Source organism: Comamonas sediminis (assembly GCF_041107495.1).
GTDB classification, from domain to species: domain Bacteria; phylum Pseudomonadota; class Gammaproteobacteria; order Burkholderiales; family Burkholderiaceae_C; genus Comamonas; species Comamonas sediminis.
The window spans coordinates 142,825-164,819 of the sequence record NZ_JBGBDC010000011.1 but is presented as its reverse complement, the minus strand read 5'-3'; the positions used below and the strand labels follow the sequence as shown (position 1 = coordinate 164,819).

At 63.5% G+C, this 21,995-nt stretch carries 19 protein-coding genes; 7 read left to right on the top strand and 12 right to left on the bottom strand.

What is annotated here, in order from left to right; genetic code table 11:
• Window positions 1-213: 213 nt before the first annotated feature.
• The 11 genes from AB7A72_RS22275 to xseA form a co-directional block, all read right to left on the bottom strand.
• Window positions 214-1,698 (bottom strand): sensor histidine kinase, encoded by a 1,485-nt coding sequence (locus AB7A72_RS22275; protein ID WP_369461206.1) that lies wholly within the window; start codon window positions 1,696-1,698, stop codon window positions 214-216.
• Window positions 1,695-2,405 carry a response regulator transcription factor gene (locus tag AB7A72_RS22270; RefSeq protein ID WP_133858915.1) on the bottom strand — a complete coding sequence of 237 codons (711 nt, stop codon included), beginning with the start codon at window positions 2,403-2,405 and terminating at the stop codon, window positions 1,695-1,697. The genes AB7A72_RS22275 and AB7A72_RS22270 overlap by 4 nt, the downstream gene beginning before the upstream one ends.
• 114 nt (window positions 2,406-2,519) lie before the next feature.
• Entirely contained in the window at window positions 2,520-3,158 is a 639-nt protein-coding gene (locus AB7A72_RS22265) for a protein-methionine-sulfoxide reductase heme-binding subunit MsrQ (RefSeq protein WP_369461205.1), read from the bottom strand.
• A 9-nt stretch (window positions 3,159-3,167) separates the two neighbouring features.
• Window positions 3,168-4,148, bottom strand: coding sequence for a protein-methionine-sulfoxide reductase catalytic subunit MsrP (gene msrP, locus AB7A72_RS22260; RefSeq protein WP_312834977.1), 981 nt, complete (start codon window positions 4,146-4,148; stop codon window positions 3,168-3,170).
• Between the two features lie 1,502 nt (window positions 4,149-5,650).
• Complete coding sequence (locus AB7A72_RS22255) at window positions 5,651-8,116, bottom strand: TonB-dependent siderophore receptor (RefSeq protein ID WP_312834978.1); 2,466 nt, start codon at window positions 8,114-8,116, stop codon at window positions 5,651-5,653.
• A gap of 266 nt (window positions 8,117-8,382) precedes the next feature.
• Complete coding sequence (locus AB7A72_RS22250) at window positions 8,383-9,459, bottom strand: FecR family protein (RefSeq protein ID WP_369461204.1); 1,077 nt, start codon at window positions 9,457-9,459, stop codon at window positions 8,383-8,385.
• On the bottom strand, window positions 9,456-10,091 hold the full coding sequence (locus AB7A72_RS22245; RefSeq protein ID WP_369461203.1) for an RNA polymerase sigma factor: 636 nt from the start codon (window positions 10,089-10,091) through the stop codon (window positions 9,456-9,458). The genes AB7A72_RS22250 and AB7A72_RS22245 overlap by 4 nt, the downstream gene beginning before the upstream one ends.
• A 308-nt stretch (window positions 10,092-10,399) precedes the next feature.
• Complete coding sequence (locus tag AB7A72_RS22240; protein ID WP_369461202.1) at window positions 10,400-10,546, bottom strand: hypothetical protein; 147 nt, start codon at window positions 10,544-10,546, stop codon at window positions 10,400-10,402.
• 30 nt (window positions 10,547-10,576) lie between these two features.
• Complete coding sequence (locus tag AB7A72_RS22235) at window positions 10,577-12,829, bottom strand: TonB-dependent receptor (RefSeq protein ID WP_369461201.1); 2,253 nt, start codon at window positions 12,827-12,829, stop codon at window positions 10,577-10,579.
• A gap of 230 nt (window positions 12,830-13,059) precedes the next feature.
• Window positions 13,060-13,641, bottom strand: a complete 582-nt coding sequence (locus tag AB7A72_RS22230; RefSeq protein ID WP_369461200.1) for a superoxide dismutase — start codon at window positions 13,639-13,641, stop codon at window positions 13,060-13,062.
• 252 nt (window positions 13,642-13,893) lie between these two features.
• Window positions 13,894-15,249, bottom strand: a complete 1,356-nt coding sequence (xseA, locus tag AB7A72_RS22225) for an exodeoxyribonuclease VII large subunit (RefSeq protein WP_369461199.1) — start codon at window positions 15,247-15,249, stop codon at window positions 13,894-13,896.
• Window positions 15,250-15,868: 619 nt separating this feature from the next.
• Between xseA and AB7A72_RS22220 the strand changes: the two genes are divergently transcribed.
• The 7 genes from AB7A72_RS22220 to adk all read left to right on the top strand — a co-directional run bounded on the left by AB7A72_RS22220 (window position 15,869) and on the right by adk (window position 20,841).
• A complete protein-coding gene (locus tag AB7A72_RS22220) occupies window positions 15,869-16,489 on the top strand; it encodes a MotA/TolQ/ExbB proton channel family protein (protein WP_239812262.1) in 621 nt (206 codons plus the stop codon).
• Between the two features lie 19 nt (window positions 16,490-16,508).
• A complete protein-coding gene (locus AB7A72_RS22215; RefSeq protein WP_133858925.1) occupies window positions 16,509-16,925 on the top strand; it encodes an ExbD/TolR family protein in 417 nt (138 codons plus the stop codon).
• 42 nt (window positions 16,926-16,967) lie between these two features.
• On the top strand, window positions 16,968-18,086 hold the full coding sequence (gene lpxK, locus AB7A72_RS22210) for a tetraacyldisaccharide 4'-kinase (RefSeq protein ID WP_369461198.1): 1,119 nt from the start codon (window positions 16,968-16,970) through the stop codon (window positions 18,084-18,086).
• Between the two features lie 8 nt (window positions 18,087-18,094).
• Window positions 18,095-18,292, top strand: coding sequence for a Trm112 family protein (locus AB7A72_RS22205; protein WP_312409263.1), 198 nt, complete (start codon window positions 18,095-18,097; stop codon window positions 18,290-18,292).
• Between the two features lie 184 nt (window positions 18,293-18,476).
• The gene (locus AB7A72_RS22200; protein ID WP_239812266.1) at window positions 18,477-19,061 is read left to right on the top strand and encodes a hypothetical protein; all 585 of its coding nucleotides are present in this window, start codon (window positions 18,477-18,479) and stop codon (window positions 19,059-19,061) included.
• Between the two features lie 110 nt (window positions 19,062-19,171).
• On the top strand, window positions 19,172-19,966 hold the full coding sequence (gene kdsB, locus AB7A72_RS22195) for a 3-deoxy-manno-octulosonate cytidylyltransferase (protein ID WP_369461197.1): 795 nt from the start codon (window positions 19,172-19,174) through the stop codon (window positions 19,964-19,966).
• A 218-nt stretch (window positions 19,967-20,184) separates the two neighbouring features.
• Window positions 20,185-20,841 carry an adenylate kinase gene (gene adk, locus AB7A72_RS22190; protein ID WP_312409266.1) on the top strand — a complete coding sequence of 219 codons (657 nt, stop codon included), beginning with the start codon at window positions 20,185-20,187 and terminating at the stop codon, window positions 20,839-20,841.
• Between the two features lie 112 nt (window positions 20,842-20,953).
• Here the strand turns inward: adk and AB7A72_RS22185 are convergent, their stop codons facing one another.
• Window positions 20,954-21,973: an asparaginase gene (locus AB7A72_RS22185; RefSeq protein ID WP_369461196.1), complete on the bottom strand. Its 1,020-nt coding sequence runs from the start codon at window positions 21,971-21,973 to the stop codon at window positions 20,954-20,956.
• Window positions 21,974-21,995 lie beyond the last annotated feature (22 nt).

The following is a 21,995-nucleotide window of genomic DNA, read 5'->3' as shown; positions in this document are numbered from 1 at the left end:
AGGTGGATGAGTGGTTTAAGTCGCACGCCTGGAAAGCGTGTGTGGGTTAATAGCCCACCGCGGGTTCGAATCCCGCCTTCTCCGCCACAGATGAGCGGTTCAATAGCTTGCAAAGGCTTTTGAATCAGGCGCTACCACATAGCGCACAAAGCAAAGGCTGCAAATTTCGGTTTGCAGCCTTTCTTGTTTCGAGCGTGATGCGTTTTGGCGGGTCTAACGCAAATAAAACCTAAACCGCGCCCCCACCTCCCCCGCCCCGCTCAGCAGCTCAATCGAGCTGTCATGCAGCTGCAGAATGCGGTGCACGATCATCAAGCCCAAGCCACCAGACCGCCCATCGCTGCGGCTGTGCATGCGGCTCAACGTGGGGCGTTCGAAGAGGCTGTCGCGCAGCGCGGGGGGGATGCCTGGGCCGTTGTCCTGCACCGTTACGCTGATAAGGCCATGCTCTGCGGCACGCAGCTCCACCTGGATATCACCGCCTTGCGGCGTGGCGCGGATGGCGTTGTCGATCAAGTTGACAAGGACGCGCTCTAGCATGCCCAGATCAGCGGTGACGGGGGGCAGATCCGGGTCGATCACCGCGTGCAGGCGCTGCGCCTTGGCCTCGGCAGCAAGCTCAAACTTCTGGAACACGTCCTGCAGCAGGTCGGGCAGAAAGAAGCGCTCGGGCTCGGGCTTGACCACCCCGTATTCCAGCCGCGCCAGCTCAAACAGTTTTTGCGCCAAGTCACCGACCTTGCGGCTTTGGTCCAGTGCAATGCCCAGGTAGCGGCGGCGCTCGTCGGGCGACAGCACATCCGCCTTCAGTTGCAAGGTTTCCAGATAGCCATGCAAGGAGGTTAACGGTGTGCGCAGGTCGTGCGAAATATTGGCGAAGAGCTCGCGCCGCTGCTGGTCTTGCGTGCGCAGCTTTTGCCACTGCTCCCAGGTGCGTTGCGCCAGCTGTGCAAAGGCCTGGCTGAGCACGGCGATATCGGCTCCGCCATGCGCGGCCTGTTGCAGTTTGGCCTGGGCTTGGGGCAGATCGGCCAGGCCATCGGTTTGCAGCTCTTGCACCGCTGCCGTCAGGCGCCGCAGCGGCCGGGTAATCATGCCAAAGGCCACGGCTGCTGCGACTGCGCCCAGCACCACGACGACCAGCAGCGACCAGAGCAGTGTGCGCAGCGCGCCGTCACTGCTGACGCGGGCGGCCAGGCTGTCACGGCCCTGGCCTTGCAGGATCACATAGACATAGCCTGACCGCTGGCCGCCCTGCATCAACGGCGCTGCGCTGAACACCTTGCGCTCCGTCATGCTGCGCGGGTCATCACCGAATACCGGCAACGCCGCGCCGCTGAACAGTCGCTGCAATGGCTCCAGATCGACCTTTTGGCGCAGTATCCGTTCTTGCGGCGCATCGTAGGCCTGGATGGCGCCACTGTCATCGAGCAGATAGACCTCCACGCTCGGATTGACCTGCATCAGCTTGCCAAACAGCTCGCGGCTGGCTCCGGCGTTCAGGCCATCGGCACGCATCAACTCCGGGTAGCGCGCGATGCGCGCGGCCAGATCCTGCGACAGGCGCTGCACCACCTCTTGCTCGCGCTGGTCGGATACCCGCATCTGCAGCCAGACTGTGGCCGCACTGCAGGCCAACAGCAGCAGCACAAAGACCAGGCTCAGGCGCTGGGCCAGGGTGGTGGATGCGAGCTTCATGGCGTCTCCTCCGCCCATTTGTAGCCATGGCCCCAGACCGTCAAGATGCGCTTGGGGCTGCCAGGATCGGCTTCGATCTTGGTCCGGAGTCGGTTGATATGGGTGTTGACCGTGTGCTCATAGCCATCATGGCGGTAGCCCCAGACCTGGTTGAGCAGGTCAAACCGGGAGAACACCTTGCCGGGGTTGCGCACAAAAAAATGCAGCAGGTCAAACTCCCGAGGTGTCAGCTCGACCTGGGCGCCGTCGACTTTCACCTCGCGCGATATCGGGTCGATCTCCAGATTGCCCAGCACCAGCACACCCGCATCCAGCCGGGCGTTTTGCGCCAAGGCCTGGCTGCGGCGCAGCAGCGCGCGCACCCGTGCCACCAGCTCCAGCACCGAGAACGGCTTGGCGAGGTAATCGTCCGCGCCCAGTTCCAGCCCCAGGATGCGGTGCATCTCGCTGGAGCGGGCACTGGTGATGATGATCGGCACGTAATAGGCCATCGCGCGGGCGCGCCGGCAGATCTCCAGGCCATCCACTCCGGGCAGCATCAAATCCAGCACCAGCGCATCCCAACCGCCCCGCTCCAAGGCCTGCATGCCCGCATCGCCGTCGGCCATGTGCACCACTTCATAGCCTTCGTCGCGCAGATGCAATTGCAGCAGCTCGGCGATGGGGGCATCGTCTTCCACGATCAAGATACGTTTGCTGGGATTCATGCTGTCATTGTGCGGTACAGGCGATGGTCTGCTGGCATCGGCAGCCAGCTGCAAACAGCCCATCGAGCCTGCAGGCAGCGGCTGCGAAAAAAGTGTGAAGCGGACTGTCGCTGGTCAGGCCCGGGCCGCCTTAGCGGCCGCCTGCATCTGCTTGCGCTTCTGGAACACCCAGCGCGCCGTCAGCAAGCCGGCCAGGATGAGGCCATACAGCCACACCTCGGCAAAGTTGTTCTTGCCGGCGCGCATCCACCAGAAGTGCAGCACCGCCAACGCAGCCGCCCCATACACGGCGCGGTGCAGCATTTGCCAGCGCTTGCCGCCCATGCGCCGGATGATCCTGGGCACCGAAGTGACGGCCAGCGCCAGCAGGATCAGCCAGGCCAGGGTACCTATCAGTATGAACGGACGCTTGACCAGATCGTCGACGATCGCGGACCAGTCCACGCCCATGTCAAACACCACATACGCCAGCCAGTGCAGGCTGGCATAGAAGAAAGCATAGAGGCCCAGCATGCGGCGGTAGGCTGCCAGCCCGTTCCAGCGCAGCCATTGGCGCAACGGAGTGACCGCCAGCGCAAAGCAGATAAAGCGGATGGCCCAGTCACCCAGCGAGCGCAGCAGCGCCTCGGCCGGGTTGGCACCTAGGCCATCGCTGGCAGCCAGGTAAAACAGCCAAGCGGCGGGCACCAGGCACAACAGGTGCAGCAGCACACGCTGCACCGACTTGGCAGAAAGACGCGCGGATATGGGCATGGGCAATGATCAGTAGTTCTTGCGCAGATCCATGCCAGCGTAGAGCTGGCCCACCTGGGCTTCGTAGCCGTTGAACAGCAAGGTCTTGTGGCGCTTCGCAAACAGCCCACCTTCACCAATGCGGCGCTCAGTCGCCTGGCTCCAGCGCGGGTGCGGCACATCGGGGTTCACGTTGGAGTAAAAGCCGTACTCATTGCGCGCCGCCTTGTTCCAGGCGGTGCCGGGCTGCTTCTCCACCACGCGAATGGTCACAATGCTCTTGGCACTTTTGAAGCCGTATTTCCAAGGTAGCACCAGGCGCACCGGCGCGCCGTTTTGCGGGGTCAAGGTCTTGCCGTACATACCAAAGGCCAGCAGGCTCAGCGGGTGCATGGCTTCGTCCATGCGCAGGCCCTCGGTGTAGGGCCAGTCAAGCACGCCGCTGTTCAGGCCAGGCATCATCTTGCGGTCGGCCAGGGTCACAAACTCCACATACTTGGCGCTGCCTTGCGGCTCCACCTGTGCCAGCAACTTGGACAGCGAATAGCCCACCCAGGGGATCACCATCGACCAGCCTTCGACACAGCGCAGCCGGTAAATACGCTCTTCCTGGGCGCTGAGCTTGAGCAGTTCTTCAATATCAAAGGTCTTGGGCTTGTTGACCAGGCCTTCGACCCGCACCGTCCAGGGCCGTGTCTGCAAGGTGTGGGCATAGCGCGCCGGGTCGCTTTTGTCGAGGCCGAACTCGTAGTAGTTGTTGTAGGTGCTGGCATCCTGGAAAGAGGTGGGCGTCTCCATCGATATCGCCCCTGGCACGGTAGAGCGAACGGTGCTGATCGGCTGCGTGCCATCGGACTTGGCCGCTTGCGCCCAGGCTCCTCCTGCGGCCAGCGCGGTACCGCCTGCCGCGCCGAATTTGAGCAGGTCGCGGCGGCTCACATACAGATGCTGAGGCGTGATGTCGCTGCTGCTGCCGTGGTCAAAGCCCGCGTTGTTGGTACGTATCAGCATGGGTATCGCTCCTGAAGTGGGTGGATGCAGATGAGGCAGGCCAGCGGGTCTGCCTCGGTTACCTCTAATAGACACCATCTGCAGCGCAAAGATTTCAAGCGCTGCTCAGTATTTGTTAAACAAAAAGTTATAAATGGCCAGCGAGGGGGCCGTCTGTGGGCAGCGCTTCCAAGCGCAGCCCACAGACAAGGCCAGCGCAAGTGGAGCTCACCGCACGGCAAAAGACCATCCCATTCTGAGATGGCTGCAGCGGCCTGCGCTATCGGACAAGCGCTACAAGATACACAACCCGGTTAGGCACGTCTAGGACCTGATGCAAAAGCTGCTTGGTGCAAGCTGGGGGGGCATTCCCGTCCGTTGATAGCGATGCAAGACCAATCATGGCGATCTTCTGGAAGCGGTGTAGCCCATGACAAGCCTGCCGCATAGCCGGGACTGAATGGATCCGCCCTGGCCGTCAATTCCTCATACGTGATGGCTACGAACGGTCGATCCCTGTGAAGGTCTGGATCGGCACAGGACCGCATCTGCGGATCAAAGATGGGAGGCGCCACATGGGGCGGGATGTCCGGGGCTGCGTTGTAATGGCGTGTCACTGCTGGGTGGTCCCAGTCCGTCAGCGGGCTGGCATGGAACCCCTCCTTGAGCGGATCAGCCTCGGGGTTCACGAACAACAGTGGCTGCGAAGCCCTGAACTGCGGCAATACCTCGGGGTTATGAGAAAACTCAAGACCATTGTGAGTGCTTTCTTCCAACGCAGTGAATGGGAAGGATGCGGGTGACTGCTGCGCATTCGGGCTTGGTTCGGCTGAGCGAAACCGCATGCCTGTGTCGACCGTGTCGTTGCGCAACGAGGAGTCCGTCATAGGGGCCACTGCGTGTGCATGGGCGGCAGCGCTTGCCAACAGAATGGCAGTCGTAGTGATGGATCGGATAAACACAGATATGCTCCTGTATAACCAAGACATTTAAAAAATACCCTGATGCTTATCATCAACGGCATTTTAATAATAGGCGATCCATCCTCATCGAACACACAGCATTTGTTGAAAATTGAAATGCGCTCAAACCATTATCCATTCAATCTATAAGCTGCCATTGATCACAACCGAAGACTATCTAATAATGCTACAAAAGCTCTCTATAAATATAATAATTTCCAACATCCCACCAAGCGCCTATCGCTCGAATTGTCTTTCAATTCAACGTGACGACCTTTGCGCAGCCCTCATCACCGCAGCTATTTTTCACAATGGTAAATTCGACGACCAGTAAAATATAAATAGCTTGGTTACTTATAATTTTTTGCATTAGACACCTCCAACAAAGTGGCTAACCAACCACTACAAGGGCTATCCAGCCCCCACGCCAATACACCTAACAATGGGCAGCCATCGATGCCAATGCGCCTTTTAAAGGGCGAAACCATATTCCCAGGCGCAAGCCGGGGCTTGGCGCTGGACCAAGCCCGAGTCGATGCTAAACGCCTATAAAAACGCCGCTCAGAAGTCGTAACGCATACTCGCCGTCACACTTCGCGGTGCGCCCCAGGTGTACTGCACCCGGCCAAAATCGCGCATGCCGGCAAAGTAGCTTTTGTCCAGCGCGTTGCGAACGTTCAAGTTGACGCTGAGCTTCTGGTTGACCTGGTAGCGCGCCATCAGATCCAGCACCCAGAAGGCAGGCTGCAGCAAGGGGCCGGCAGAGGTCTTGCTTTGCCAGCGGGTGGCCGCACCGATGGTGAGGCCGCCCAGCGCTCCGCCCATGCGGTAGGTGCTGCCCAGCTTGAGCTGGTTGCGGGGCAGATAGTTGCTGTTGCTCAGGCTGGTGCTGTTGAGCACATAGCTGCCCTGGGCCTGCCAGCCGGGGGCCAGTTCGCCCGACAGTTCCAGCTCATAGCCGCGCTTGCTGACACCAGAGACCGAGCGGTAGATGGCCGTGCCATCGGGCATGGTTTCGCCCGTGGCGTCGGCCACGTTGTCGGTCTTCATCCAGAAGTAGGCCAGGCTGGCGTTCAGGCGCTTGTCCAGAAACTCGCCCTTGGCGCCAATTTCATAGGTCTGGCCCTCTTCCGGGTCCAAGGTCTTGCCACTGGCATCCAGGGCGCTTTGCGGCTTGAAGATGCTGGCATAGCTGCCGTAGAGCGAGACCTGCTCATGCACATCCACCACCAGCCCCAGGTAAGGGGTGACGACATTGTTCTTCTTGAAGTCGTAGTTCGAGTAGGCGTACGGCGTCAGATCGTACTGCTCGTAGTTGGTGATGCGGGCGCCACCAATCACTTTGACCGGGTCGGCCACATTCAGGCGCACCGCGCCGTAGACCGAGCTGCGCTTGGAGCTGAAATAGCTGTGGTTGTCGACGGGGTAGTTCACGATGTCATCGGGCCGCACAATCGCGCTGCCGCCGTCGCTGTAGTCGAGGCCCAGATTGGTGAAGCGCTTGTTGGCCGAGTAGGTGTCCGAGCTGGTGCGGGCGGTATCGGCGCCCAGCATCAGCTCATGGCTGCGGCCCAGCAGCTCGAATGGGCCACGCAGATCGGCGGCCATGCTGCGGTTGCGGTTGGCATGGTCCTCGGCGCGGCTCAGGTCCACCACCTGGGGCGATGCCGTAAACCAGGAGCCGGTTTCGCCGTACGGCATCTTGGTTTTTTCGGTACTGGCACGCAGCTTGGCCGTCCAGCCGTTGTCAAAACGGTGCTCCAGGCTGGCAAACAAGGTGTCGGTGTCCTGCTCGTAGCCCGACCAGGGCGCGCCGATGTTGAAGGAGCGCGGCTGCAGGCCCAGGAAGTCGCCATTGGCGGCATAGGCCTGGATCATGCTCGTGCTGCCCGCGCCATAGTACTCGCGGTGGCGGTGCACAAAGCCGATGTTGAGCAAGGTATCGCGGCTCAGGTCCAGGTCCAGGGTGCCGTACAAGGTCTGGTTGCTGCGCTTGACGTTGTCACGGAAATCATGGCCATCCGATGCAGCGGCCACCAAGCGGCCGCGCAGGCTGCCACGGTCATTGAGCGGGCCACCCACATCCACATCGGCGCGGTAGTTGTCCCAGCTGCCTACGCCTGCGCCCACACTGGCGCGGAACTCCTGCGTCGGGCGCTTGCGGATCATGTTTACCGTCGCGCCATACTTGCCATCGCCATTGGTCAGGCCCGACGAGCCCTTGAGCACCTCGATGCGGTCGATCTCGGCCATGTCGTCCATGGTGTAGAGCATCTGGGTATTGGCATACCAGCCGCTGGCCATCTGGCGCAGGCCATCGATCTGCAGGTTGACGTTGTCGCCCCGCACCATGATGTTGTTGCCATCGCCCTGGCGGTCCACCGTCACGCCGGGGGTCTGCTCCATCACATCGGTCAAGGTCTGCAGCTTGAAGTCATCCATGCGCTGGCGTGTCATCACGCTGACGGACTGCGGCGTCTGGCGCAGAGTCAGTGCCAGGCCGGTGGCTGTGGCGCTCGGCCCGCGCTGCGTGTAGCTGCCGGTGTCTTCGGTGCGGCCATCCTGCAGCGCATCGGCGGTCACGGTCACGGTCTCCAGGGTCATCGACTGGGGCGTTGTGGGCATGCGCTGCAACGTAAAGCTGCCCGGCTGCGTGCTCACTGCCGTCAAGCCCGTCCCTGTCAGCATGCGCGCCAGCGCCTCTTGCGCCGTCAGATTGCCGCTGACGGCCGCTGCCCGCAAGCTCTGCACCAGCGCATCGTCAAACAGCACCTGCTGCTGGGTTTGCCGGCCAAAGGCCTTGAGCCCCTCAATCAGCGGCTGGGCCGGCAGATTGAAACTCTGGCGCGCCGCCTGTGCAGCGGCTTGCGCCTGGGCTGCGGCGGGCAGCACACTGACACCCGCCATCGCAGCCGCTACCAATACGGCAAGCCATCGTGGCCGCAGCACCGGGGCCTGCGCTTTCCCGCGCACCGCCTTCTTCAACGGGCATCCGCCCTCTTCCCCCGTCAACATCTCGCATCCCATGGCTCTCGCACTCCTGTGTATTCCTGCATCAATGACAACGGCCCTGCCCGGGCAGCTTTCCCGCTCCAGGCCCAAGTGGACAGGCTGGGAGCGGGCGCTTGCACCAGGCGCCGCTGTGGTTTGCGGCCATTGGCTGGGAATAACAAAGCGGAAGGCTTGGATCCGTGGCTGGCAGCCCGTGTGGCGCTCAGATCTCTGGCGTGCACCTTATGAAGAAGCACAAAAGGCCCAAAACATGGAACCCAGGCAAATGAAACAAAATGTTTTTATTGTCGGCGAATGCGCCAGCCACCTTCGGGCAAGCGCTGCACCCGCACATCGGCCACACTCGGCAAGGCGAGCAAGAAACGCTCCGGGTCGGCCAAGGCCAATAGGCCCGAGATGGGGATTGCACGGATCGCCGGTTCCTCCACCTCGACGGGGGCATCGAGGTAACGGGCCAGCTCCTGGGCCACCTGCGCCAGCGGCCGGCGCTGAAAATACACCTGGCCTGTGCGCCATTCGGCCACCTCGTCAGCTTTCACCGCCAACTGCCGGTAGTGGCCGCTGGCCGGCTCCAGCGCCATGGCCATCCCCGCCGTCAGCGTCACCGGCTGCGGACTGCCCGGCACCGTGGAGCGCAGCGCCACCCGCCCCTCTTGCACCTTCACCACCACCTCCGGCGGCGCAGCCCGCACATTGAAGGCCGTGCCTACCACGCGGACCTCGCTGTGCCCGCTGGTCACTGTAAAGGGCTTGTTCGCATCGGGCGCCACTTTGAAGAAGGCCTCGCCCTTGTCCAGCACCGTCTCGCGCCGGTAGGGGTAGTAATGCACCTGCAGGCGGCTGTTGGCGTTCAGCGCCACCTGGCTGCCATCGGGCAAGGCCAGATCGCGCAGCTCGCCGGTGCCAGTCGCAGCCGCCAGGCTGTAGTAAGCCGTGTTGCACCAGTGCTGCCAGCCCATGCCGGCCATCACCAGCAGCAGCAGGGACGCCAGCAAGGCCTGGGCCGGCCAGCCCCAGCGCCAGCCCAGGCTGACACCCTGCGCAGTGGCTTGCCGTGGGCGCTGCACGGCTGCAGCGGCATTGCCCTTCGTATCCGACGCGGTAGGCTGGCCTGCGGCATAAGAAGCTGGAAACATCTGCTGCAGCGCCTGCGCATCCTGCCAGGTCTGTGCGATGCGCGCCAAGGCCTGCGCATGCAGCGCATCCTCGGCCAGCCAGGCATTCAAGGCCCTTTCATCGGCGCCGGTCCAGTCAGGCAGCAGGCGGCGCACATGCCAGTCGCCGGCGGCATGGTTCAGCGCCAGCAGCTGTGCAGGCGTCAGGCTCTGCAACGATCGGGGCGTCTGCGTTGCGCTCATACGGGTGGCTCCTCATCGACAGCGCTCAGCGCCAGTTGCTGGGCTTGCAGCTGCTGCATCTGCTGGGCACTGGCAAATTGCACGCGGGTTTCGCAATAGGCGACGGCACGCGCCAGGTGTTTGACCACCATGCGCATCGAGATGCCCATCTGCTCGGCCGTCTGCTGCACGGTATGGCCTTCGACCCGGTGCAGCACAAAGGCCTGGCGCTGGCGCTCAGGCAGCTCCTGGATGGCTTGGTGCAAACGGTGCAGCCGCTGCTGCTGGGCCGCCTGCTGGTTCACCTCATCGGCACTGCTGTGCAGTTGGGCCTCCATCGCCTGCGGGTGTTCGTCTCCCGATACCCGCTCCAGCCCCCGGGCCTGCGCGCTCTGCTGCCAATCGCGCGCGGCCACGCTTTGCAAGGTCTTGCGCAAATAGGGCTGCTCTTCGTCGGGCTGCAGCACCTTGCCGGTGGCGGCAACCCGTGCAAACACTTCCTGGGTGGCATCCTCCACATCGGCTGCATTGCCAAAATGGCGCCGCAGCATGCGCATCACCGGTGTGCGCCAGCGCTGGTACAGGCTCGCCAGGTGCCCGCCAGCGGGCTCCGGCGCACCCGCCTCGCCATGGGGCAACAGATCAGGCCGCATGGGGCACAAGGCCAGTCCACGCACAGCCGCCCGCACAGCTGCCGCATTCAGCAAACAAATCGCAGATCAAAGAACGGGGCATGGCAGGCAAGAACACAGTCAGCGAACAGGCCAGCAGCGCCAGACCATGGCCCAGCGCGCAGCAAGTTGGAAAAGCAAGGGCAGGCGCACCCTTTCAAGTCCGCCTGCTGAAACGCGCAATGCCGTGGCAAAGCGCGGATGCATTGTACTGAGAAGAATTCTCATTCCCATCAAAATGCGCGCTTTTCAACGGCGCTCAGGCCGCGCCTGCCAAGCCCTCACCTCCTTTATGCCCACCAGTGTTTAGAACTCGTAGCGTGCAGAGAGCGGCGGCGCAGCCAGGCTTGCAGCCAGCCATGGTGCTCCACATACAGCGTGGCCACATCCGGCATGGCCGCTGCTGGGCTGAGGGGCACGGGACTGGTCACAGTCATGGTTGCACACCACAGTCAGGCATTCAGCGCTTAGAAATCCACACTGGCGCTGACCGTGAAGGTGCGCGGGTTGGACAGCACCAGGTAGCCGGTGGAACCGACCGAAGCCCAGAAGTTGCGGTTGGCCGCGTTTTCCACACGGGCACGCAGGGTCACCAGGCGGCCATCGATTTCGGTCAGGTAGCGGGCGCCCAGGTCAAAGCGGGTCCAGCCTGCCACCTGCAAGGTATTGGTCGCATTGGCATAGCTGCTGCCGGTGGCCACGGCACGGCCATCCAGCGTCAGGCCACGCACGCCCGGCACATCCCACTCCAGGCCCAGGTTGCCTTGCTGGCGGGGCACGCCAATCACGCGCTTGCCGGCATTGGGGTTATGGCCATCGGCCAGTTGCTTGGCATCCAGCCAGGTAACACCGCCCAGCACACGCAGGCCGCGTGTGACCTGGCCAAACACATTCAGCTCCAGACCACGGTGGCGGTCCATGCCCTCAGGGCCGTAGACGCCCGAGATGGAATTGCGGAACACGCGCGGCTTGTCGGTGGTGAACCAGGCCAGGCCGGCGCCGATATCGCCACCGTCCCACTTCAGGCCCACTTCCTTTTGCTTGGAGACATAGGGCGCCAGCGCGGCGCCGGCATTGGCCACCGGCAGGCCCGACGACAGCGCCGGTGCGATCTCGCCCGGGGTCAGGCCTTCGATGTAGTTGGCATAGACCGATACCCGCTCTGCCGGCTTGAAGACGACCGCTGCCATCGGGCTGGTGCGGCTCTTGTCCACCCTGGGCGCCGCAATGCCGGTGTTGTAGGCAAAGGTCTGCGTCTCGATGGTCTGGTGGCGCACGCCCACGGTGAGCAGCAGGCGCTCGTCGAACATCGACAGCGTGTCCGACAGCGCCAGGCTCGACAGCTTGATGCGGGCCTGCACGGCCGGGTCGTCCAGATCATTCGAGCTGGCGCCCAAAGGCGGGGCCGCACCGTAGACGGGATCGTACAGGTTGGTGGCCAGTGCGCCAGCTGCGGGCTGCGAGTAGAAAGCGTTCTTGCGCTTGTCCGAGAAGGCTGAGGCGGCCAGCACCAGGCTGTGGCCGATGCTGCCCGTCGTCAGCTTGCCGCGCAGGCCCACTTCGCCGGTGAAGATGTCATCGGCGCGGGTATTGTCAAAGCGCCCTTGGGTGCCGCTGCCGGTGCTGCCGTTGTTCAAGGTCAGGCTGGCGAGCGAATTGCGTTCGCGACCAAAGCGTGCACCGCCGGCCACCCAGGCTGTGAGACGGCTGTTGATGTCGTACTCGGCGCGCACCGAGCCAAAGCTGTCGCGCTCGTTCGAATAGGTCCAGGGCTGGGCAAAGTTGCGGCTGTTGTCAGGAGCGCTGGGCACCTGGGTCACCGCGGCGCCCAGGGTCACATTGGGGCGTGGCGTGGTCAGCTTGTGGCTTTGGTAGCCCACGTCGGCCGACAGGCGCAGATTGCTGGAGCGCCAGTCCATACCCAGGGACACCACGCTCAGATCGACGCCTTCGTCGTCGATCGGTGTGTCGCCCTTGCGCTTGGCCACGTTAAGGCGCAGGCCGGTGGCCTGGTCGGGGCCAAAGCGGCGGCTGATGTCGGCCGCGGCATAGCCTTGCGCGCCGCTGGATCCGCCCACGCTGACCCGCGTCAGCGGCTCGTTCGACGCACGCTTGGGCAGCAGGTTCAAGGCGCCGCCAATGCTGTCACCGGCGGGCGAGGCGCCATTCAAGAAGCCGCTGGCACCGCGCAGCAGCTCCACGCGCTCGAACAGCTCGGCCGACACGTACTGGCGTGGCAGCAGGCCGTAGAGACCGTTGTAGGCAATGCTGTCCGAGCCCAGCACAAAGCCGCGCACAAAATACGATTCCTGGAAGTTGCCAAAACCGCGCGAGACACGCACGGAGGCATCGTTTTGCAGCACATCGCCCACGCTGCGGGCTTGCTGGTCGCGGATCAGATCCTGGGTGTAAGCCGTCGTCGAGAACGGCGTGTTCATGATGTCTTCGGTGCCCAGAATGCCGACACGCCCGCCGCGCGCCACCTGGCCGCCGGCATAGGCCTTGGACAGGCCCTGCGCCGAGGCATCGGCACTGGCGTTGACCGTCACCGTCGGCAAGACAGTATCTCCGCTGGCAGTTGGGGCCGCTGCGGCGGTGGCGGGGTCTGTGTCAGCAGCGCCCTCCTGGGTTTGGGCCAAAGCGGGGGCGCCAGCAAAAGACACCAGCAGAGCAACTGCGCCAGCCACCGGGTGGAGCGCAAAACGGGAAGCAAAAAACATACAGACAACCAGCCAAGAAGCAAATGAGACTGATTATCAATCATCCATCTAAGCGCCCCGGCAAACTGGCGCAAATCAGGGGCTTTGCCAGAGGCAAGTGTTGCCTGCAGGTGACAGCTTGGCGAGGTTGCGCTGCCCTCCCCCAAATGCAAAAGGCCGGATGCGGTGCAGCGCACCCTCCGGCCTTTGTCTGATCGTCTATGCCCGGCAACCAGGCCGGGCAACCGCTATCAGGCGAAATTGCTTTCAGCAAACTTCCAGTTCACCAGCTTGTCGAAGAAGGTTTCGACAAACTTGGGGCGGGCATTGCGGTAGTCGATGTAGTACGCGTGCTCCCACACGTCGACGGTCAGCAGTGCCTTGTCGTCGGTGGTCAGCGGGGTGCCAGCGGCGCCGGTGTTGACGATGTCCACCGAGCCATCAGGCTTCTTGACCAGCCAGGTCCAGCCCGAACCGAAGTTGCCCACGGCCGACGCCTGGAAGGCCTTCTTGAACTCGGCGTAGCTGCCCCACTTCTTGTTGATGGCATCGGCCAGCGCGCCGCTGGGCTCAGCGCCGCCGCCGGGGGTCATGCAGTTCCAGAAGAAGGTGTGGTTCCAGATTTGGGCAGCCTGGTTGTAGATACCACCGGTGGCCTTCTTGATCACGGCTTCCAGTTCCAGGTTCTCGAACTCGGTGCCCTTTTGCAGTTCATTGAGCTTGTCCACGTAGGCCTTGTGGTGCTTGCCGTGGTGGTATTCCAGCGTTTCCTGGCTGTAAGCAGGGGCCAGCGCATCAATCGGGTAGGGCAGTGGTGGCAGAGTGCGTTCCATCGTGGTTTCCTCGTGGTTGGTATAGGTTGCAAAGCCGTCCCGGGCAGTGCTGTCAGGCCATACGCCCGGCGGGAGTCGCAGTGGTCGATTGTAAAAAGGAAAATCGACCCGTTCATGAATACGGGTTCAGCCAGATTACTATGACGACGATAGCATGCGAGCCAGGCCCCACGGCGTCAGAATCCACCGCCAATCGGCTCGGGCCGCGTTGCAAGGCAGCCGCCGCCTCCACCGAGAAGCGCCAGACCCGGCTTAGACCAACAAGCGCTGCGTCGCCACCACGTCCACGCTGCCATCGGCCAGCTCGGCATGCATGGCCTTGCCCGGTGTCGCCTGCGTTACCGAGCTCACCACCTGGCCTTGCATGTCGGTCAGCAAGGCATAGCCCCGAGACAGCACCTGGCGCGGGTTGAGCAGCTCCAGCCGCGCATGCAGCTGCGCCAGGCGCTGCTCGCTGCGCTCCAGATGGCGCGAGGCTGCTGCCGGAAACACGCTGGCCAGATGCTGCACCCGCTTGTCCTGCCCATGCAACTGGGCTTGGGCAGCGCCGTGCAGGCGGCGGCCCAGGCGGTCGAGCATCTGCTGCTGGCCGTGCACCAGTGACGAAGGCCTGCCAATCTGGCGCGCTGCCATGTCCAGGCGCTGCTGCTGGCGGTCCAGGTGGCGCTCGACGCCATCGGCCAGGCGCTGCTCCGCCAGTTGCAGCGCACCCAGCCACACATCGCGCGGCTGGCAGACCAGCTCGGCAGCGGCCGTTGGTGTGGGCGCGCGCAGGTCAGCGCAGAAATCGGCGATCGTGAAGTCGGTCTCATGCCCCACGCCGCTCACCAGTGGCACGGGGCTCTGCACCACCGTGCGGGCCAGCTGCTCATCGTTAAAGGCCCAGAGGTCCTCCAGCGAGCCACCACCGCGCACCAGCAAGATGGTGTCGATGGCGACGGCCGGCGCGTCAATGCTCAGGCGGGCGTCGTAGGCGATCTGGGCTTCCGCCAGGCGGTAGAGCTTGTGCAGCGCCGCCACCATCGACGGCGCAGCCTGCGCGCCCTGCACCAAAGCAGGAACCAGCACCACCGGCAGCTGCGGCACGCGGCGGCGCAACGCGGTCACCACATCATGCAGCGCCGCCGCGCCCAGCGAGGTAACGATACCGATGCCGCGCGGCATCAGCGGCAGCTGCCGCTTGCGCTCGCTGTCAAACAGGCCTTCGGACTCGAGTTGCGCCTTGAGGCGCAGGAACTGCTCGAACAAGGCCCCCTGCCCGGCCCGGCGCATGCCTTCGACAATCAGCTGCAGATCGCCGCGCTGCTCATAGACCCCCAGCTTGCCCACCACCTCGACCAGCTCGCCATCGCGGGGATTGAAGTCCAGTGCCTGCGCGGCGCGGCGAAACATCGCACAGCGCACTTGGCCATTGGCGTCCTTGAGGTTGAAGTAGCAGTGGCCGCTGGCCGCCCGCGAAAATCCACTGAGCTCCCCACGCACCTCCACCGGGTTGAAGCGCGCAGCCAAGGTGTCAGCCACCGCTCGGCACAGCGCGCCCACATCCCAGATACGGGGGCTGGGGGCGGCGTTGGCAGCGGAGCTGGGCGGGTAATGTGTGGTGTCCATGAAAGTGGCCGGCTGGGCGGCAGGCCCGGCTCGGCGGAAATAACGATGGGTAGGTCTGGGTTGCACCGCGGCGCAGCGGGTATGCAGCACACATGGTAGCGGCTGGGCGGTCCGCCACGGGTGCAGCGGGCCGGCCCTTCTCGATCGGATGCCGCCTTTCAGCTATCGAGCGGGCTGCCAATTAGCTGCCAAGACAACCATTGACCGAGGCATTTTTTCCCGTCACAGCAACGACATAGACGCCTTGGCAGCGCCCCAAAATCGCCTTTTCCCACACCTCTGACGGGCAGTAGTCCACAAGAAGGCAGCTCTGTGACAGCGTCATGCATACGTCATACTCTGTAGCACAAAATATTGAACCTACGTACAAGCTTTTGATTTTTCAATATTTTTATCAGCTTATTTTTTAAGCAATCTAAGAAAAACCCCGTAAATTGGGCCATTTTTCCGGCTGATGACACATTACCCACAAAGTTATCCACATTTTTTGTGGATGACTCGGCCATTCCGGCATCCGGGCACTGTGGGTTGGACGCAGCGCCTGGCCCGATTTTAGGCGGACCGGCAGTGGCCTTGGGCCATAATGGCCGCTGAAAAAAGAAAGAGCGGAGAGAGAATCTTGTTTTCCATCATCCAAGCAGCAGGCTGGCCGATCTGGCCCTTGATTGCCTGCTCCATCCTGGCCCTGGCATTGATCGTTGAGCGCTTCGTGGCCCTGAAAGCGGCCAAAGTTGCACCGGCCAACCTGCTCCAGGAGGCCATTTCCGTATCCGCCCATGGTGTGCCCAGCGCCGAAGTCGTGAACCAGCTCGGCCAGAACTCCTCGCTGGGTGAGGTGCTGGCCAGCGGCCTGCGTACCATCACCCTGGAGCCCCGCATCTCTGAAGCCGATCTGCGCGCCACGTTGGAGAGCACCGGCCGCCGGGAAGCCCAAAAGCTCGAGAAATACCTCACCGCGCTGGCCACCATTGCATCGGCTGCGCCCCTGTTGGGCCTGCTGGGCACCGTGATCGGCATGATCGAGATCTTCGGCTCGCAAAGCGGTGGCGGCAACAACCCCAGCATGCTCGCCCACGGCATCTCGATCGCGCTGTACAACACCGCCTTCGGTCTGATGGTGGCCATCCCTGCGCTGATCTTCTGGCGCTACTTCCGCAGCCGTGTCGATGGCTATCTGCTGACACTGGAGCTGTCCGCCGAGCAGTTCCTGCGCCACCTGAACAAGCTGCGCCGCAGCTGACCGCCGGGCAGGAGCCAGCATGAACTTTCGCCCCCGCACCACGACAGAGCCCGAGATCAACCTGATCCCGTTCATTGATGTGCTGCTGGTCGTCCTCATCTTCCTGATGCTCTCGACCACCTACAGCAAATTCACCGAGCTGCAGCTGACCTTGCCCACCGCCAATGCCGAGCAGCTGCGCGACCGGCCCAAGGAAATCATTGTCTCCGTGGCGGCCGACGGGCGCTACGCCGTCGGCAAGGTGGCGCTGGAAGGCAAGACGGTCGCCGACATGGCCGAGGCGCTGCGCAATGCCGCCACCGCCGGCAAGGACAGCGTGATCATCATCAGCGCCGATGCGCTGGCACCGCACCAGTCGGTGGTCTCGGTGATGGAAGCAGCACGCCGCGTCGGCCTGCAACAGATCACCTTCGCCACCCAGACGGCCGCACAGTAAAGCCCAGGCCCCGCGCCTGGGCAGTGCTAGCATGCAGCCTGCATGACCGTCCAGCCCCCTCCCCATCCCGCGCCCTCAGCTGCCACGCGCCCTGGCTCGGCACGCATCACCGACGCATGGCAGCGCAAAGGCCCGCTGGCCATTGCGCTGCTGCCGCTGTCGTGGTGCTATGCCGCGTTGGGCGCGCTGCGCCGCACCCTCTACCGCAGCGGCCTTTGCAAGGCCTACCGCGCGCCGGTGCCGGTGGTGGTGGTGGGCAATGTGATTGCCGGTGGCGCCGGCAAGACGCCCGTCACCCTGCACCTGGTGCAGGCCTTGCAAGCCCAGGGCTGGCGGCCCGCCGTCATCTCGCGCGGCTATGGGCGCGACACCCGCGACGATCCCAACGCCATTGCCGTCCTCCCGGGCAGCAACCCGCGCCAGGTCGGCGACGAGCCTCTGCTGATCGCCCAGCGCAGCGGCGTACCGGTGTATGTGGCTGCACTGCGCGCTACGGCCGCCCAGGCCGCCTTGCAGGCCCACCCTGAGGTGGATGTACTGGTCTGCGACGATGGCCTGCAGCACCTGGCACTGGCCCGCGATGTGGAGATTGCCGTCTTCAACGCCCAAGGCGTGGGCAATGGCTGGCAGCTGCCGGCCGGGCCGCTGCGCGAACCCTGGCCCAGGAGGCTGGACGTTGCGCTCTACGCCGGCCCGCCGCCCCCGCATCTGGCGGCCTCCGGCGCTGCGGCCTGGCCGCTGCAGCGCAGCCTGGCCTGCCATGCCGTGGGGCAGGATGGCCGTCGCCATCGTCTGGCCGATTTGCGTGGCCGCCCGGTGCATGCACTGGCAGCCATTGCCTATCCGCAGGAATTTTTTGCGATGCTGCAAGCCCAGGGCCTGCAGCTGGTACGCAGCGATGCGCTGCCCGACCATGCGCCGCTGGACGACCCGGCATGGCTGGCCAGCCTGGGGTTGGTGGCGGACAGCGCCCCTACAATAGACGCACCGGATGCCCCCGTGCTGCTGTGCACCGAAAAGGATGCGCACAAGCTCTGGTGCATTGCCCCGCATGCGCTGGCCGTTCCTCTGGAGGTCACCATCGACCCCGCCTTTGGCCAGCATGTCGATGCCCTGCTGCGCCCATGCCAGACCGCATCGCCCCCTGTAAAGAAAGACTGATTGCCGCTATGGACCCGAAACTGCTTGAACTGCTGGTGTGCCCTGTCACCAAAGGCCCTTTGCGCTATGACCGTGAACGCCAGGAATTGGTCTCGCGCAGCGCACGCCTGGCCTACCCTGTGCGCGATGGCATACCGATCATGCTGGAGAACGAAGCGCGAACCCTCAGTGATGAGGAAATTGACGCCTTGTCTGCCGCAGATTAAACATCAATGACATTGCGGCCCCATTCCGCGCCGAATCCTGGGCCGCACAGGCAAACCCCAATAGCCGCTTTGTAAAAAACAGACACAATTTGCTGAATTTTTAGGCATCCGCCTTGGAGACCCCGCAGCACAGGCCTGCAGAGTCTGCCTGTCGGACTGCATCCGCCCCATTCAGCAAATTGCCATGCATACCCTCATCCTCAAGAAAACCGACAAAGGCATGGAGGCGCTGCGCGCCCGGGATCCTGTCTTGCCCCACCGCATGCGTCCGGCCTTCATCATGTTCGATGGACACAAGAGCATTGAGCAGGTGATAGCGCTGTCGCCTTCTGCAGGCGGACAGATGCAGGTGCTGGAGGACATCAAACAGCTGCTGCAGCATGGCCTGCTGGAACTGCTGCGCCCCGGTGATGCGGGCCAGCCGCCGTCCAACCCCAGCGACATCATCGACAGCCTGGCTGGACCCGCACCCACGCCACCGCCGGCTGCCGCTGCCGCACCGGTTGCCGCCAGCCATGCAGCCGCTGGCATCAACAACCACAGCGAACGCTATATCAAGGCCTATGCAGCGGCCAGCCAGTTGGTCAGCGGCCTGGGCCTCAAGGGCTTCCGTCTGCAACTGCAGCTGGAAAAAGCCCAGGGCTATGACGGTCTGGTCGCCATCCTGCCCAAGCTGCGCGAGGTGATCGACGCGAAGAAACTGCGCCCCATCGAGGCGATTCTGTTCGGCAGCAACGAAGCCCCTACACCGGTCAAACCGGCGCCCTGAGCCCTGGCACCCTGCCGCCGCAGCCGCAACCCACCCAGATCGCCTGCGCCCGGCCCGCCATGCGGGCTCGCTACAATTCCAGCCGGCTCCACTCTTCTTTCTTTCGCACCATGGCATCCGCACCCGCGCCGTTCACCGTCCTGATTCCTTCGCGCATGGCGTCCTCGCGCCTGCCCAACAAGCCGCTGGTGGACATCGCCGGTCTGCCGATGGTGGTGCGCGTGGCCAAGCGCGCGCTGGAGAGCGCCGCCCAGCGCGTGGTGGTGGCTGCCGATGACAAGCGCATCATCGATGCCTGCAAAAAGCATGGTGTCCAAGCGGTGATGACCTCGCCCAGCCACCCCAGCGGCAGCGACCGCCTGGCCGAGGCCTGCAGCTTGCTGAAGCTCGCCGGCGACGACATCGTGGTCAACGTGCAAGGGGACGAGCCCTTGATCGCGCCAGCGCTGATCGATGCGGTCGCCGCCCTGCTCAGCGAGCGGCCCGAGGCCAGCATGGGCACCGTCGCCCATCCGATGGCCGATCTGGAGTCGCTGCTCAGCCCGAATGTGGTCAAGGTGGTCCTCGATGCCCAAGGCATGGCCAGCTATTTCAGCCGCGCGCCCATCCCGTGGGGCCGTGATTTTGTCAATATGGCTTGGTGGAAGAACCCCGGCACCACCGGCACGCCCGGCTTTGCGCCGCTGCACCATATGGGTATCTACAGCTACCGCGCCCAGTTTTTGCATACCTTCCCCACGCTCAGCCAGGCGCCTACCGAGCAGATCGAGATGCTGGAGCAGCTGCGCGCAATCTGGCATGGCTACCGCATCGCCGTGCATGTGACGCGGCAGATCCCCGGCTCCGGCGTGGACACCCCCGAGGACCTGGTGCGTGTACGACAGCTGCTCGGCGCGGTGATGTAACCCGCGTGCCAGCCATGCACTACCACCGCCCCGACTGCAAGCACACCGTAAGCAAAAAGGCGCAGCATGCCTGTCTTGCGCAGCCGAGACACGGTATTGGTGCCCAGTTCGCTGACAATCCCCTGATGCGTGATATGCTCAAGCCCAGTTTTTTTGCGTAAAAGCGGGCTTCAGTGCCCGCTTTTGCCGTGCAAGTTTTTTATTCTCCAAGGACCGCCATGAAATTAATTCTTTTGGGAGCACCCGGCGCCGGCAAAGGTACGCAAGCTGCCTTCATCTGCCAAAAATACGGTATTCCCCAGATTTCCACCGGCGACATGCTGCGCGCAGCGGTCAAGGCGGGCACGCCGCTGGGCCTGCAGGCCAAGGCCGTGATGGATGCCGGTCAGCTGGTCAGTGACGATCTGATCATCAACCTGGTCAAGGAACGTATCGCCCAGGCCGATTGCGCCAATGGCTTCCTGTTTGACGGTTTCCCCCGCACGATCCCGCAGGCCGACGCGATGAAGGCCGCTGGCGTCAAGCTCGATTACGTGCTGGAAATCGATGTGCCGTTTGAAGCCATCATCGAGCGCATGAGCGGCCGCCGCAGCCATCCCGCATCGGGCCGTACCTACCATGTCAAGTTCAATCCGCCCAAGACCGAAGGCCTGGACGATGTGACTGGCGAGCCCCTGGTGCAGCGCGAAGACGACAAGGAAGAAACCGTCAAGAAGCGCCTGGACGTTTACAGCAGCCAGACCCGCCCCTTGGTCGACTACTACAGCAGCTGGGCTGCACAAGACCCGGCCGCCGCCCCCAAGTACCGCGCGATCAGCGGCATGGGCTCGGTCGAAGAAATCACGCAGCGCGCGATTGCTGCCCTGCAGGCCTGATAAGCAACTCTGCCTCATCTACCAAGCCACTGTCGTGCGACAGTGGCTTTTTTATGCCCGTCTATTTATCGGTAAATAAACCGGTATCTGCCGTTGGCTCCCATGCCCGTACTTAGATTTTGGATCGGGCCTGCACCAGCGCCAGCTGCAGGCTGACCCGGCATTTGTAGGGCGTCAAGGCCACGGCCAGGTCTTTGTCCAGATCGGCCATCCCGGGCAATACCGCATCGCTGATCACGCCATCGCTGCAGCGGCTGCTGCGCCACACCGGCAAACCGTGCTGGCGTGCGCGCGCCATCGCATCCAGCAGCGCCTCATGCACCGTGCCATTGCCGGTGGTCGCCACCACCAAGCCCTCCACACCCTGGGCCTGCAGCGCCTCCAACAGCCCCAGGCGCAGGCCTGCATGGCTGGTGACGATCTCCACCCACGGCCAGGGCGTACTGGCCGGCGCGGGCAAGGCCGCCAGCCAGGCGCTGCCGGTATAGCCGCCCTCCGTATCTGCTGCCTGCGGTGCATAGCCCTGGCGCAGGCGCACGTTCGTGCCATCCACCCAGCCCAGCGGCCCCTGCTCGCCCGATGAAAAGGCCAGCAAGCGGTGCGGGTGCACCTTTTGCAGCCAGCGCGCGCTGTGCAGCTCGCCCCCGCCGGTCACCGCGACCACCTCGCGCAACAGCGGATGGCCGTCCGCATCCAGCGCCGCAGCGGCGGCCACGGCATCCTTGAGATTCTGCGGGCCATCGGGCATCAAGGCATTGGCCGGGCGCATCGCACAGGTCAGCACCACCGGCTTGGCCAGGCGCCCTAAAACGCAATGCAGAAACCAGGCAGTTTCCTCCAAGGTATCCGTTCCGTGGGTGATAACAACACCGCGTACCGCCTCGTCGCGCATCGCTGCATCGCAAGCCTGGAGCAGCGCATGCCAGACCTCGTCGCTCATGTCCTTGCTATCAATTTGCGCGATCTGCATTGCATCCAGCGGGCCCGCCGCGGCGGTCTCGATACCGCTCACCCCCGCCAGCAGGGCCGCGACCGACAGCTGCGCCGCACGGTACTGGCCGGGATTCTCGGCATCATCGGCCATGCCGGCAATGGTGCCGCCGGTGCCGATGATCAAAATTTTTGGCTGCAAAGCTTGCCTCCTGCAAAAAACT

Bases quoted from the DNA above. Each gene is read 5' to 3' on its own strand.
- AB7A72_RS22275 (WP_369461206.1), bottom strand. From the start codon at position 1,698: ATGAAGCTCGCATCCACCACCCTGGCCCAGCGCCTGAGCCTGGTCTTT.
- AB7A72_RS22270 (WP_133858915.1), bottom strand. From the start codon at position 2,405: ATGAATCCCAGCAAACGTATCTTGATCGTGGAAGACGATGCCCCCATC.
- AB7A72_RS22265 (WP_369461205.1), bottom strand. From the start codon at position 3,158: ATGCCCATATCCGCGCGTCTTTCTGCCAAGTCGGTGCAGCGTGTGCTG.
- msrP (WP_312834977.1), bottom strand. From the start codon at position 4,148: ATGCTGATACGTACCAACAACGCGGGCTTTGACCACGGCAGCAGCAGC.
- AB7A72_RS22255 (WP_312834978.1), bottom strand. From the start codon at position 8,116: ATGGGATGCGAGATGTTGACGGGGGAAGAGGGCGGATGCCCGTTGAAG.
- AB7A72_RS22250 (WP_369461204.1), bottom strand. From the start codon at position 9,459: ATGAGCGCAACGCAGACGCCCCGATCGTTGCAGAGCCTGACGCCTGCA.
- AB7A72_RS22245 (WP_369461203.1), bottom strand. From the start codon at position 10,091: ATGCGGCCTGATCTGTTGCCCCATGGCGAGGCGGGTGCGCCGGAGCCC.
- AB7A72_RS22240 (WP_369461202.1), bottom strand. From the start codon at position 10,546: ATGACTGTGACCAGTCCCGTGCCCCTCAGCCCAGCAGCGGCCATGCCG.
- AB7A72_RS22235 (WP_369461201.1), bottom strand. From the start codon at position 12,829: ATGTTTTTTGCTTCCCGTTTTGCGCTCCACCCGGTGGCTGGCGCAGTT.
- AB7A72_RS22230 (WP_369461200.1), bottom strand. From the start codon at position 13,641: ATGGAACGCACTCTGCCACCACTGCCCTACCCGATTGATGCGCTGGCC.
- xseA (WP_369461199.1), bottom strand. From the start codon at position 15,249: ATGGACACCACACATTACCCGCCCAGCTCCGCTGCCAACGCCGCCCCC.
- AB7A72_RS22215 (WP_133858925.1), top strand. From the start codon at position 16,509: ATGAACTTTCGCCCCCGCACCACGACAGAGCCCGAGATCAACCTGATC.
- lpxK (WP_369461198.1), top strand. From the start codon at position 16,968: ATGACCGTCCAGCCCCCTCCCCATCCCGCGCCCTCAGCTGCCACGCGC.
- AB7A72_RS22205 (WP_312409263.1), top strand. From the start codon at position 18,095: ATGGACCCGAAACTGCTTGAACTGCTGGTGTGCCCTGTCACCAAAGGC.
- AB7A72_RS22200 (WP_239812266.1), top strand. From the start codon at position 18,477: ATGCATACCCTCATCCTCAAGAAAACCGACAAAGGCATGGAGGCGCTG.
- kdsB (WP_369461197.1), top strand. From the start codon at position 19,172: ATGGCATCCGCACCCGCGCCGTTCACCGTCCTGATTCCTTCGCGCATG.
- adk (WP_312409266.1), top strand. From the start codon at position 20,185: ATGAAATTAATTCTTTTGGGAGCACCCGGCGCCGGCAAAGGTACGCAA.